Source organism: uncultured Wocania sp. (assembly GCF_964021735.1).
In the GTDB taxonomy this organism is placed as follows: Bacteria; Bacteroidota; Bacteroidia; order Flavobacteriales; family Flavobacteriaceae; genus Wocania_A.
The window spans coordinates 19,653-33,699 of sequence record NZ_CAXIBN010000010.1 but is presented as its reverse complement, the minus strand read 5'-3'; the positions used below and the strand labels follow the sequence as shown (position 1 = coordinate 33,699).

The window sequence follows — 14,047 nt, the reverse complement described above, 5'->3', positions numbered from 1 at the left end:
AACAGCCATCGGGGAATTTTTAGATTGAAACTACAATTTACTGAAGACTGCGACTGCGACTGAAAACTGAATCACTGTCCTCTAAAAAATATAATAGTACTCAGCGTTTTCACAAGAATATTTGCATCTAGAAAAAAACTTCGATGTTTAATATAATACAAATCGTATTGCAGTTTAAGTAAGCTATCATCAACCGATGAGCCGTATCTAGTTTTTACTTGTGCCCAACCTGTTAATCCTGGTTTTATAATATGTCGTGTTTCATAAAACGGAAGTACTTGAGATAATTCTCTAACAAAATAAGGACGTTCTGGTCTTGGACCAATCAAACTCATATCGCCCATTAAAATATTCCAAAACTGTGGGATTTCATCTAGTCTTGAGTTTCGTAAAAACTTACCAAATGTTGTTATTCTAGCATCGTTCTTTTTTGCCCAAACCGCACCTTCTTTTTCAGCATTTTTTACCATGGTTCTGAACTTAATAATTCTAAAAAGGTTTCCGTTTTTACCAATTCGTTCTTGAGAATAAAAAAGAGAACCTCGATTTGCAATACTATTTCCTAAAAGGATAAATGGCAACAAAATAATACCAGCAAAAATTCCAATTACAGAAATAATTAAGTCAAAAAAACGATGAAAAAATAAATATAATTTATTTTGATTGCTTCGACTAAACGGAAAATATTTATAAAAATCTTTTCCAACAAATTGAACAGGAATTCGCTGCATCATATCTTCATAAACCTGTGTATATTCTTTTATTGGAAAACCTCCTTCTAATAAGGTAATAAGATCTTTGTATATTGTTGATGTTATAGTTTCAGAATTATAACTAGCTATAACAACTTCGGAAATGTTTTCATCCTTGATAACCTGATAAATTTGCTTAGGGCTATATTCAACAATATCTTTAAACTTAACTTTATCAGTTTTATTCGTCTCACAATTAATAAATCCAACTATTTTATAATTGGGGTCGGCAATATTAAAAGCCTCGACAATAGATTCGATGTTTGATGTCTCGCCAACAATTAATACCTTTTTATAAAACCTTGGAGACACTACAAAGGTAATGTACGCTAGTCTCCAAACAATAAGCGCAAATAGTATAGCGAAATAAAAGTATAAAATTTGTAATCGATTATCGGGTAATATAGGTGTGAAAAATGGTGTTAAAAAGTAGAACAAAACAGTAATGGATACTGTGAGTACAATGTTAGCAGAAACAGTTTCTATTTTGCTAGATTTTTGTAAATCGTATAACTCGAAAATAGTACCAAAAACGGAGATATAAAGCATTAAAACAAAAATCCAAGTCCAGTTTTCCTGTGTAATGGTAAAATAATTAAAATTGAATGTGTTACTTACAAAATATAATACACCAAGCACCGAAACGATATCGAATATTCTAAGCAGAACTTTACGTTCGGAAATATTAAAATGAATACTGCTATTAGACATTCTTAAAGCGTAATATTGAGAGACTATAAATATAGTAAGTAAATTTGATTAAGCCTTAATTATTTCAAGAGTTTAATCCATTGATTTTTAACTATATTCCAATCAAATTGTTCTGCCGTTTTTCTAGCAGAAATAACCATAGTTTTTATTTTTTCTGGTTGATTTTTAATCTCAATAATAGCTTGTACAAATGCCTCAACATTATTGGGTGGTATTAAAATACCATCCACTTCATTAGTTATTAAAAACGGAAGACCTCCAACATTTGTTGAAATAACAGGCAAACCTAATGCCATAGCTTCAATAACACTTACAGGCATATTATCAAAGTTTGTTGTATTTATAAAAACATTGAAGTTTTTTGATATACCAACCCATTCTTCTTTTTCTAGTTTTCCTGTAAAGGTTACTTTTACATTTAATTTTTCAGCATATTTTTTGGTCTCTTCTAAACTTCCGTCATTATCTGGTCCAACCATACAAAGTTCTACATCGATATGTTTATCTTTTAAAGCTTTCAAAACTTGTATTGCCAATAATGGATTATAAATTTTTGAAAATGAACGCACCCATAATAACTTTATTTTATCAATATTTCGAATTTTAAATGGGTAGTTTTTAATTTCGATAGAATTTGGAATACAAACTAAATTTGAATACCCTAATACTTCAAAACTAGATTGCATATATAATGATGGTGCTACATTTTTATATGCATTATTAAATATTAATTTTGATAACTTAGGGTGAGACTTTAAGCGATTGGGTAAATTTCCACCTCTTAAAACTGGAATATATTTTAGCCTTAAAAAACGGCATAATTGACTAACAAACAAAGCGTAATAAAAATTAGAAGAACTATAGGTGTCTATTAGTACAAAATCAGTTTGTTTTCTATACTTTATAACGGAATTTAGCATATCAACAAGCCGATAAACCTTATTAACTTTATTTGAAGCCGTTTCAATTGCAAAACCTTCGGCTTTAAGCAGCTCCCCTAAAGTTTCAATGGAAGTAACGGTTTTACCCTTGTTTGATAGTTTGTTTCCTATGTATAATAGGTTTGTCATATTTTACATTTAGCAGGCTTAGTCCGTAAATAAAAGCTGGTGCCGCGATTCGCATGGATGAATGGTTAATGGTTAAAAACCAAAATAGGTAAAAGGAATAGAAATATATGTTTTTTTTGTTTTTAAACCTTAAAAAAAGAGGTGTAAGTAATAATATAGAAAAAGCTACCACACCAAAAATGCCGTGCTCTCCAATTATTCTACTCATTTCGTTATGCGATGCGGCTTGTATGCCTTCTTTTTCAAATCGTAGTTCCTTTAATTTACCAACGCCAACTCCTAAAAAGGGGTTTTCGAAAAATTCGTTTAATTCGTTTGTTAGCAACCCTGTTCTTCCCGTGGTTATATCGTCTTTTGTTCTGCCAATTGCGTCTTGGTTATTATACCGTTTATCAATTAAACCGCCTGTATTTAAAGAGCTAACATACCATGTTAACAATATAGCTAATCCGAAAATTAGTAATGTAAACGTTATCCGAAGCTTTGTTTTAGACGAAGATTTAAAATAAAACACTGCAATAAAAGCTAAAATTACAACAACGGCAACAAAAACGCCTCCTCTACTAAATGTGATAATGGCTCTGTATGCCATTAAGCCTAATATTAAAACGTTTAAAATCTTTAAAAAAAGAGTTTTGGATTGCAAAAACAATCTGCCTGCCAATAAAAAAACACCTAAACCCAATACGGTTGATACTTGATTTGGCCCAAAACCTCCTGAAGTTTGAAAGTTTGATTGTGTGCCAGATAACACATCCTTAATGCTGGGGCTGTATAAAAATAGGTAAGTTGTTGTGGTTATTATTGGCAATATGGCAGCCAACAATATATTTTGCAATGCTTTTATTGATATGCTTCTTTGATGGCAATACAAGGCTACTATTCCTAAACAAATTGGCCCGCTTAAGTTAAAAGCAATGGCCGTTCTTACATTGGTTTCATAATCCAATGTGTTTGCCCCAACAACAACCCCTGGTACCAAGGCCAATATATATATAAAATATATATACGATTTTTTTTCCATTCCATCGCCTAGAACCATACCCATAAGTAAAAATAGGATAATAAAATATTTTGAGGCTTCGTATATAAAATTACCCCCTGTCATTCTTAAAAAAACCTCGGATCCAACCACATATGCACAGGCTCCCAAAACATATACATATCGTTTTTTTGCTGGCGCACTAAGTATATTATAAAAACATACTAAGAGAACCGCAATAAAATAGACTTTAGATATGGGTTCGAAAATAAATATGCCGACAGCTAAAGCCATATGAAACACCATTAACGTTATGTAACTATACTGTTTCACGCTTTGTTATAAATTGAAATTAATTGCTCTAAGTTTTTTTTAGCACTAAAATTATTAGTTACATTTTTATACAGCATTTCGCCTGCTTGTTTGCGTTCGCCTTCATTATTGATGTATTTTAATACGCCTTTTGAAAATGCTTCAGCATCATTAGGATTTACCAACGTACCTTCTGAATTGTTGGTAATAACTTTATTACAATCCCCAACATCTGTAGCTACAACAGCTAGTTTAGCCAATCCGTATTCTAACAAGGACAATGGTAGCCCTTCAGATGATGAAGATAGTACTCCAATACTACTCTGGTTTAAAATATGATGAACATCGCTTTTATTTCCATAAATAAAAACGTTTTCTTTTAATTTTAAGCTTTTAATTTTTTCTTTTAATTTTGATGAATAATCATCTAATTGATCTTTTCCAACTAAATGTAAAGTCCATTCCTGATTATATGCAAATATTTTTTTGAAGGCCTCAAGCAGCATCAAATGATTTTTTTGAGGTCTTAAATTTGCTAAACAGACTATCCTTTTTTCGTTTTCGCCTTTTAAAACCGTTTCTTTAATTTCGTTATTATTTACAATGACAAAATTATTTAAAACTGAAACTCTTTCGCATTTTAAATAATTTTCAGACCACTCTTTAAGAACTTTATTTACACTTATAATATTATTAAACCAATAAGAACATACTTTTAAAATTTTAAATTCTCTATGCTTTAAAAACTCACTATTTCCGTAATGATCGTGCCATATTAATTTAGTTTTTCTATTGAAAACTTTTATTAAAGTAGCGAAAAAAAACGATGTGGAATGCGCATGAATAATTTCAATGTTATGCTTTTTGATATAATTATGTAATCGCTTTATGGCTTTAAAATCTAATGTCTTTTTTTTATCTAAAAACAAAAAGTTAACCTCTTTATTAATGGCTTGTTTTAATAACCCTTCGGCTCTTGTTGCGCAAATAAAAGAGGTATGATTTTGAGATAACATATTGGCATAATTTACTGCCATACGCTCTGCACCACCAGAATCTAAAGAATCTATCAATTGCAATATCCGCATTAGTTATTTAGTAATTTTGCCACTTCGGTTTCAAAGGCTTCTAAAGTATAATTTTGAGACCAATTACTTGCCAATTTAGACATTAGTTTTAAATCGTAGTTTTTTAAATTTTCAAGTATCTTTTCTACTGCACTTTCCAGATTGTGTTCAATCAAAATACCGCGTTTCCCATAATCAAGCATAAAAGGCACACACGAAATTTTGGTAGCAATAGGAATGGCTCCAAAAAACATGGCTTCGGCAATGGCTTTGGGCCAACCTTCAGATTTTGAAGGCAGTATTAAAAAATGGGCATTTTTCAACGTGTTTTTAATTATTGATGCATCTTGGTTGCCTTTAAATACAACCATGTCTTTTAAACCATTTTTAATAACATAATCGTTGAGTTCTTCTTTTAAAAGGCCTTCCCCAAAAAGTTCCAAAAAAACATTTTTGCCTTCTTTTTTTAATTGTTTCACCAATTTAATAGCAAAAAGCGGCCGTTTTCCTTTTACCAAAGCTCCTATAAAAACAAAGTGCAGCCTATTATTATAATCGCGTTCTTCAACCTTAACTCTATCTTTTTCAGAAAAAGAGGCCGTAAAAAACGGTTTAATATTTTTGGTTTGGTTTTTCCAATGGCCATAAACCAATACGTGCATGTTTTTAGTGAAAAATGTGTTGTTTAAAATCCACTTTTGAAATCTATAACTTAAAGGTTGCCTACTTTTTGGGTCCCAGTTCCCAGCATATTTTGCGGTTTTTATTTTCTTTGGAAAACATATTTGAACCAAACACCCCAAAAGCCCAATATTTCCGGGACAACGTAAATGAATATGATCGGCTCTTTTACAGGCCTTAAAAATAGAAATGAAAATTATTGGGATTTTAACTAACGCTTCTAAACTTTTTTTAACCGAAGTAAATGCTATAGTTGGTATCTTATTATAATGAATTTTACCATGTTTGTATGGTATTTCAATATTTGAAACCAGTTCATTTATTTTTGGAGCTACAATTTCCACTTCATCTACATATTTTAACCATAAATTCATTTCGCGTACATAAGGCGCATAGGCATAAAGCAAATTGTTTTGTTGCCTATGTTTGGTGTGCGAAATGATTAAAAACCTCATAATTTTACGTTTGGTTTATTAAAAACTAACGACCACCAACCTACTATCCTACCCAAACTTTCGGTTAAAGCCTCTTTCTTTTTATTAGTATTTACAACATTTGTAAACCTGATAATTGTTAACAAAAACGATGTGGCATGCCATTTTATTCTAGCCTTTAAAGTTGGTTTTGGAAATTTTACGCGCCAAACATACCACCCGTTTCTTACTACCATTTTGCCATATTTGTACTTATTTGGTCTGCCTGAATTGTCGTGGTAATGGTACAATTGGGCTGCAGTGTTTACGTAAAGCTTGCCCATTTTTGAGAGCCGCAAACTAAAATCGGCATCTTCGTACAATCCGTAGCCTTCAAAATAGGTTGAAAAGCTAAGTTGCTGAAAAACCTCTTTTTTGTATGACGATACACCACCCATGATTTGTTCAACATCGTAAATTTTTCCAGAAGGCGGTAAAAAACCAACAGACCTTCCGTGGGCAAATGTTGGGAAAAATCCCGGTTTGGTATCTGGTATCAAACCAAATTTTCGTCTTAATTTAAATCTTGAGGGTTCACTTCGCATCCAACCATCAAAATAGAATTTGTTTTTATTGTTTTTATTATCGGATGGCTTCCATACATTATCGTTTAAAATATAACCACCAACAGCTAGTGCCTCACTTTTTTTGGAATATGTTGATAATAAATTTTCAAAGTAATTTGGTTTTAAAATAATGTCGTCGTCTAAAAAACAAATGATTTCTGAAGTTTCTTCAACTAAATTAATTCCGAAATTACGTTGTTTGGTTAGGCCTCTGCCCTTTTCTTCAACTTTATAATAACTTAGGTTTTTAAAGGTATGGTTTTTAAACAGTTGTTTCGTTATATCGCCAATAGAACCATCAATAATTAATATTTCATTAGGATACAAGGTTTGTTCCTTTACTGAAAACAGCAGTTTCAACAAAGGTTCGCTCCGCATATAGGTACATATAATTAATGAGAATTTCATCTGCTTTTATAAGAAATTACATGCCATTTTTCTTTCTTCGGAATAAAAAATCTTTTATTAACATATATAAAACTAAATAATAGTGTCAACCCGTATATTGCATTAAATCTTAATCCGGTATAAATGAAAACGGACATTAATATTTGTCCCATTAATATTGAAAAGACCACTAAAAAAACCTTATCTTTTTCTGATGTTATACCAATTTTTCTTTGTTTAAAAATCCTGAATAGACATTGCAAAAACAAAATACCATAAAATATTCTAAAAACGGTTGCCAAAGCTTCTAAAAATCCAGGTTTCGGTTTTTCAGGAAATGGATTAAAATTAGATTTTAATTTAACCATCGCTATATGTACAGCCTCAAAAAAACTTAAACTTTTAATATAATTTAGGGTGCCTTCCTTATAAAGTTTAGCTAATTTTAGGGTTGAATATTTAGCGTTATCCTTTAAATTTTCTACGTGTTTTAGGTTCAAACTTTCATCGGCCAAATCGCCATCTACATTAGTATAATTATCAATAACCATTTCATTCCATCCTTTAGAAAATGTGGCTCCTTGTGACGCTGTTAAATAAAACCCTTGACTAAAAGTTTGCAGGTTTCTTAAAGGCCATAACATTGTTAATCCCATGACCAAGACAGCATGGGCTATTATCCTAATTGGATGCTTTTTTAAATTGATTAAACCATAAATAACCAATAAAGTCAACACAAAAAACACAGAAACTGGATGGCAGAGCATTACAATTACAGATAGCAATGGGATAAGAATACTGTACTTTTTTGATTCATTGAATAACACGAAGGCCAGTGCCAATACTAGTATTAGTATAGATGTTAAACTTTCTGACAAAAATGTTATGGAGTACTTTAAATAATAGGGTTCTATAAAAAGCACTAAAAAAAACAAAAAATGAACAGGCTTAATGTTTTTAATATGCCTTATCAGTGAAAAGGCAACAATTAACAACATGAATTCAAATATTGATTTTGTTATAATTAAACCAAACAGATCATTAGTTAAATAAAAAAATGAGGCTAGAACAAATGGCCAAAAAGGAGATCGCCATGTAGCACTTTCTGTTGGCATTTTAGAATTATTATCTGAAAAAACACCAAACACATAAATATTTTTCGCAATTTTTAAATAGTGTGATGCATCGCCGTTGTGGTATGCTTTTTGGGGCGTGTACACGTTATTATTATAAGATAAGGCTAAAAAGTAAATTTTAGGTATCAATGCACACAAAAAAACTATAACAATACAACTAGGTTTGTTCAAGCACTTTGTCATTTTTTATAGAATCTATATTTCAAAATACAATATATAGCCCTAAAACCATCTTTCCAGCCTATTTTTTTACCTTCTTCAAACGTTCTTCCGTAATAACTGATACCTACTTCGTATATCCTAACTTTTGGAATGCGCGATATTTTTGCGGTTACTTCGGGTTCAAAACCAAACCTGTTTTCTTTTAAAGTTAATGATTTTAACATATCCGCACGAAACATCTTGTAACAAGTTTCCATATCGGTTAAGTTTAAATTGGTCATCATATTGCTTAAAAACGTTAGGAATTTATTTCCTATACTATGCCAAAAAAACAAGATTCTATGTGGATTGCTTCCCATAAACCTACTACCGTAAACCACATCGGCATGTCCGTTTAAAATGGGGTTTAATAGTATATTGTATTCATTTGGATCATATTCCAAATCGGCATCTTGAATAATTACAATATCCCCCTTAGCTTTATCAATTCCTGTGTGCAATGCAGCGCCTTTTCCCATGTTTTTTTCGTGTTCAAAAAACTTAATATTCAAATCGGTATTAACATTCATATACGCTTTTACAGCCTCTGAAGTTCCGTCGGTACTATAATCGTTAACAATAACGAGTTCTTTTTTTAGATTGCCCAAGAGTTCTACGGCTTTAATTTTGTCTAAAATTTGATGGATGGTTGCCGCTTCATTATAAGCGGGAATAATGATGGATAATTTAGCAAATGTGTTATTCATTTATACTTTTTTTAATAAAAATTTCGCCCAAAACAAACTTTGTCCCCATTGCCTTTTAAACAGTTTATAATACGCTATGGGGTTTTTAACCTTTTGTGCTTTATAGTATTTAAAAAACAGCTTAGTTCTGTAACCCAATACTTGTTGTGGAGTTGAATTATTCAATCGGTTCAGCATCACTGTTGGGGAAGGTTTGGGCTGCACTTCGCCCTCCTTTTGCCAAGGATGTTTGTACGGCACACGAAAACCACCTACGGGTGCTTTTAAATGCATTATTGTTTCTTTTGGATAATAAATTACATCTGCTCCTAAATGTCGCAATTGCATACCAAAATCGGCATCTTCACCAAAACCATGTTCGTAGGCTAAGTTGAATTCTATGTCTTTTAAGACTTCACGTTTTACAATACTACAACCAGAACCAAATGACGACCACTGAAATATGGTTCTAAAATCTTCTGCTTCATCTTCCCTTAAGCAACTTAAAGTCATGGCTTTTATATAATTCTCATTCATGAAATTACTGCTGTTTAACAATAAGCTTTTATTAAATCTTATGTCATCATCAGCAAAAAAAACATAGTCTGCCGTTACTTCTTTTAAAGCCAAATTACGGGCATTACAAGCTCCTGTTTGGTGTGTGAATTTATGAACTATACTAAAAGGCCATGTTTTGTTTTTTATAAAATCTAAGTCCGTTTTGCTTTCAATAGCTTCATTTTGTTCAACAATAATAACCTGTTTGGGCAATAAGGTTTGGTTGGACAAATCTTTTAATACATCATGCAAATATGCTTTTCGCCCCATGGTTGGAATAATAACATCTATTGTTGAACTCGTTTTTTCGTCTTGTTTTTCAAGCGGTTCCAAATCAAATTCCAACTTGAATTTTTGTTGTCTTTTAAACAAATTCCGAACAAAAGCCCATATAGGGAACTTAGCTTCGTTTACTATAATATTAAGAAGCAATAAACTGCTCCAAACACTTTTATAATGTAGTTTTACAAACTTAAACAATTGAACGTTTGAAGCTGTTTGAGAATGAATTAAAGCGGTGTTTTTATTTAAAAGCTTAGGCTCGGAATAACAAAATAAACCATTGGGCATCCCCTGTTTTGCAATGGTGTTTAAAACAAAATCGAAAGTATCGTTCAACTGTATTTTGTTTTTAAACTTTAATAGCTGTGATGCGTAAATAGCGCCAACTTGACTGCTCATTAACCATGTTGGGTATGTTACGGTTTTATTTATTTTTAAAAATGGAGAATCTTCAACATAACCAATTCGGTTAGAAAAATATGGGTTTGCCCCATAAGAAAGCATCATGTTTTTAAGATGAAAAGATGCCTTTATGCCTTCAATATTAATATGCTCTTTTAGGGATTCGTGGCACCAGACTAAAATACAATTTGGATGATTTGATGCCAAATCGAATAAAGATGACGTTACCTTCTTTTGTTTATAAACATGTAAATTAGATTGAGAGTCGCCTCTCAAATCTGTAATCTTACCTTGTTTATGAAACACTATTATCATGAAGTAATCATCGATTTATAAAATTCAATACTCTGTTTTGCAACCACTTCTGTACTAAACGTAGTGAGTACTTTTTTTCTAGCCGCTTTACCAAAGTCTGCTTGCAGGTTTGTGTTTTCAATTAGATCAACAATTCTGTTTGCATACGTTGTATGGTCTTTGGGATGCACTAAATAGCCATTAATGCCATCTGAAATCACTTCTTTTGCCCAACCAACATTGGAGGCTACGATGGGTTTTTCCATCGCCATAGCCTCAATCCAAGATACCGGTAAAGCTTCTGCAAATGTAGGAAACACACAAAGGCTAGCTTGCTGTATTAAATCTTGCATGTCTTTATAAGGTACAGCCCCCAAATAGTTTACTTTTTTTATGGCATGGACATTAAATAAGGGCTGCATTAATGCCCAAGTAGATTTAGATTTGGTAAAAATATCTGGACTGTCTTTCCCCACTAAAATAAGTTCTGCTTCTTTATTTTTAATGTGCACTTTATTGAAAATTTCTGGCAACTCCAACAAGCCTTTCTTTCGTATTAATGTTCCAAAATACAAAATGGTTAGTTTAGTATCTGTTTTTGCCATTGGTTTAAAAGCCGAAACATCGATAGCATTGGGAATTACCGTAAAAGGTCTTTTTAGTTTGAATAACTTATTGGTTAGGGTTCCTGTAAAATGACTTACCGAAATAATGGCATCGACTTTTTTTAAGGCTCGCTTTTCGAGGTATTTATTTTTAAACTTTACGGGGCGATTATCTAAATGACAAAAATAAGTGTCGCTACCGTTTTCTCTAATTACCAATGGGCATTTAGGATTTATAAATGCTGTAAAGCCGGTCCAATCTGGCGCTTCAACGATATCAATCTTATTTTCGGAATATAATTTATTAATTAATCGCTCAACTTTTTTTTGGGTAAAATAAAACGATAAACCTTTAATTTTAATATTCTTTATTTTATAATAACGCACGTTATCTTCTTCAAAATAAGCATCCTCATCTTGCCCGTAAACCAAAATAATAACTTGATGTCCCAACGCAGTTAAGCCCTTTGTTAAGTTTAAAATACTAGTACCAATGCCACCAGCAGAACCTGTATATCTATGTGGGTATTCGGGTGTTAAAAAGGCAATTTTCATAGGTTTATTTTTGTAGGTTGAATTAGATCTTCGGTTATAATTTCAGTAAAGGCTCTAGCTCCTTCAATGTTAAGATGTCCGCAATTAAAGAAAAACTCGGGATTGTCATCAAATATTGAAATGTAATCTTTTAAATCAGGGATTCGGGATTTTAAAGTGCGCATAACCGCTCGATTTTCAATGTTCTTACAATAGGGTGCAGTGAAGCAAGTCAACTTGGTATTCCGCTTTTCCATAAGTCTGAATAGTGCGGTCAACTCCTCATTTTCAGCTTTAAATTTATCGGGTAATTTACCGGAAACCGCCAATCCTTGTCCTATTTTTGGAGCAAAACCTACATTGAGATCTGTTTTAGGTTTCTTATTAAAAAGCACCGAAAAAAACTCTCTAAAACCAACTACCTTGTCATACTTTAAATAGCGGTAAAATGGGATGTAATTATAAAATACATTTTCTCCATTTTTAATTAGTTGATGCTTTACTACTTTATCATTAATATACGGTACTAAACTTGCCCTAAAATTATTGGAAATCCCTGAACCGTTATAACTATAATCCACTTGTAAAAAGACCTCGTTAAAGGTGATACCTTTGGATTCTGCAATGGTCATTAATATTAACATATCGCCTATGGTACCGCCCGATATACCGAAGTTAATACAAGATTTCCCTGTTAATTTTTCAATAAGTTCGCAATCGATATGGTTCTCGGTTCTTGACGAACCCAAAAAAGCATAATCGTAATGGTGGTTATTTAATTGTAGTATTTTTTGAATTTTATTTCTCGGTGTTCCATTTTGGAAAGTATATGAATACACCTCATCAAAAACATACATGATAACGAAAGCAATAATAATTATTTTAAATATGTATTTTATAAATTCCTTCATATTAAAACTGGAAATATATAAATTCTTGGTGGTTTGAATATACCCCAAATAGAATTAGCATAAGCATGGCTCCTGTAATTTTAATCCATTTGAATTTGCCAGAAAAAGGGTGTTCCTTTTGCCTGTTAAACCATTCTAAAAGTATAAATATACCTATAAGGGCAAACATTTCTACATTATATCTTTCAATTGTTAAATATTCAATTTTAAAATTCAGGTTTAGTACCAATCTTTTTAAGTAATCCGTGGCCATAGATACATTGTCGGCTCTAAAAAACACCCAAGCCAATGTAACAAGAATAAAGGTTTTTAGCATTTTAAACATTTCGCTAAAAGAAGGTATCAATGTGTTTTTAGAAACTTGGTTTATGTGTCTCCTGTTTTGTTTTCTTAATAACAGAGGAATAAAAAAAACAGCATGCAATGCGCCCCAAATAATAAAGGTCCAATTTGCCCCGTGCCAAAATCCGCTGACTAAAAAAATGATGAACACATTTCGTAATTGATTATTTTTACTGCCCCTTGAGCCTCCTAACGGAATGTATAAATAATCGCGAAACCAAGTTGATAAAGATATATGCCACCTGCGCCAAAACTCTGCCACATCTCTGGAAAAATAAGGCAGATTAAAGTTTCGCATGAGTTCGAATCCAAATAATCTGGCGGTACCAATAGCTATATCGCTATAACCAGAAAAATCGCCATAAATCTGGAAAGCAAAATAAATAGCCCCAATACACAGCGTTAGTGTGTTTAGTGTTTCATAATTGCTAAAAATGGCATTGACGTAAGTCGCACAACCATCGGCAATTACTATTTTTTTAAACAATCCCCAAATAATCAAATGTATGCCAGATATAGCCCTTTCTTTATTAAAATTTCTTTTTACAAAAAACTGTGGAAGTAAGTTTGTTGCTCGCTCTATCGGACCTGCAACCAATTGCGGAAAAAAGGCCACAAAAGTGGCGAAATTGATAAAGTTATGTGTTGGCTTTAGTTTTTTACGATATACATCAATGGTATAACTAAGGGTTTGAAATGTATAAAAGGAAATACCAACAGGCAGTACAATATTTAGGGTTGACGCATGCATTTGGACACCTATGTTTTGCCAAACATCAATCCAACTTTCAATAAAAAAATTGTAGTATTTAAAAAACCCCAATAAACCCAGATTGAATGCTAAACTTAAACCCAATAAGAGTTTTCGTTTTTTATCAACCTGTTCTTTTTCAAGCGATAACCCTATAAAATAATCAACAATGGTGCTTAATGCAATAAGAATCAAAAAGCGATAATCCCACCAGCCGTAGAAAAAATAACTTGCCAACAACAACAGTATATTTTGACCTTTTGTACTTTTTTTTAGCAAAAACCAATACAGCGAAAAGGTTATTGGCAAAAATATTAGAAAAGCTATGGAGTTGAACAGCATTA

The 14,047-nt window shown here is 32.0% G+C and carries 12 protein-coding genes; all 12 read right to left on the bottom strand.

Going from position 1 to position 14,047, the window contains the following annotated elements; all coding sequences use genetic code 11:
* Positions 1-71: 71 nt before the first annotated feature.
* Positions 72-1,463 carry a sugar transferase gene (locus AADI82_RS01970; protein ID WP_341214792.1) on the bottom strand — a complete coding sequence of 464 codons (1,392 nt, stop codon included), beginning with the start codon at positions 1,461-1,463 and terminating at the stop codon, positions 72-74.
* Positions 1,464-1,522: 59 nt separating this feature from the next.
* Entirely contained in the window at positions 1,523-2,533 is a 1,011-nt protein-coding gene (locus tag AADI82_RS01965; RefSeq protein ID WP_341214791.1) for a glycosyltransferase family 4 protein, read from the bottom strand.
* Positions 2,487-3,848 carry an O-antigen ligase family protein gene (locus tag AADI82_RS01960; RefSeq protein WP_341214790.1) on the bottom strand — a complete coding sequence of 454 codons (1,362 nt, stop codon included), beginning with the start codon at positions 3,846-3,848 and terminating at the stop codon, positions 2,487-2,489. The genes AADI82_RS01965 and AADI82_RS01960 overlap by 47 nt, the downstream gene beginning before the upstream one ends.
* The gene (locus AADI82_RS01955; protein WP_341214789.1) at positions 3,845-4,915 is read right to left on the bottom strand and encodes a glycosyltransferase; all 1,071 of its coding nucleotides are present in this window, start codon (positions 4,913-4,915) and stop codon (positions 3,845-3,847) included. Before AADI82_RS01955 ends, AADI82_RS01960 begins: the two co-directional genes overlap by 4 nt.
* On the bottom strand, positions 4,915-6,030 hold the full coding sequence (locus AADI82_RS01950) for a glycosyltransferase (RefSeq protein ID WP_341214788.1): 1,116 nt from the start codon (positions 6,028-6,030) through the stop codon (positions 4,915-4,917). The genes AADI82_RS01955 and AADI82_RS01950 overlap by 1 nt, the downstream gene beginning before the upstream one ends.
* On the bottom strand, positions 6,027-7,022 hold the full coding sequence (locus tag AADI82_RS01945; RefSeq protein WP_341214787.1) for a glycosyltransferase: 996 nt from the start codon (positions 7,020-7,022) through the stop codon (positions 6,027-6,029). The genes AADI82_RS01950 and AADI82_RS01945 overlap by 4 nt, the downstream gene beginning before the upstream one ends.
* Positions 7,019-8,221, bottom strand: coding sequence for a hypothetical protein (locus tag AADI82_RS01940; RefSeq protein WP_341214786.1), 1,203 nt, complete (start codon positions 8,219-8,221; stop codon positions 7,019-7,021). Before AADI82_RS01940 ends, AADI82_RS01945 begins: the two co-directional genes overlap by 4 nt.
* 95 nt (positions 8,222-8,316) lie before the next feature.
* The gene (locus AADI82_RS01935; protein WP_341214785.1) at positions 8,317-9,045 is read right to left on the bottom strand and encodes a glycosyltransferase family 2 protein; all 729 of its coding nucleotides are present in this window, start codon (positions 9,043-9,045) and stop codon (positions 8,317-8,319) included.
* Positions 9,046-10,581 (bottom strand): glycosyltransferase family A protein, encoded by a 1,536-nt coding sequence (locus AADI82_RS01930; RefSeq protein ID WP_341214784.1) that lies wholly within the window; start codon positions 10,579-10,581, stop codon positions 9,046-9,048.
* Positions 10,578-11,720: a glycosyltransferase family 4 protein gene (locus AADI82_RS01925; protein ID WP_341214783.1), complete on the bottom strand. Its 1,143-nt coding sequence runs from the start codon at positions 11,718-11,720 to the stop codon at positions 10,578-10,580. Before AADI82_RS01925 ends, AADI82_RS01930 begins: the two co-directional genes overlap by 4 nt.
* A complete protein-coding gene (locus AADI82_RS01920; RefSeq protein WP_341214782.1) occupies positions 11,717-12,610 on the bottom strand; it encodes a hypothetical protein in 894 nt (297 codons plus the stop codon). The genes AADI82_RS01925 and AADI82_RS01920 overlap by 4 nt, the downstream gene beginning before the upstream one ends.
* A gap of 1 nt (position 12,611) precedes the next feature.
* Positions 12,612-14,045, bottom strand: coding sequence for an MBOAT family O-acyltransferase (locus AADI82_RS01915; RefSeq protein ID WP_341214781.1), 1,434 nt, complete (start codon positions 14,043-14,045; stop codon positions 12,612-12,614).
* Positions 14,046-14,047: the final 2 nt, after the last annotated feature.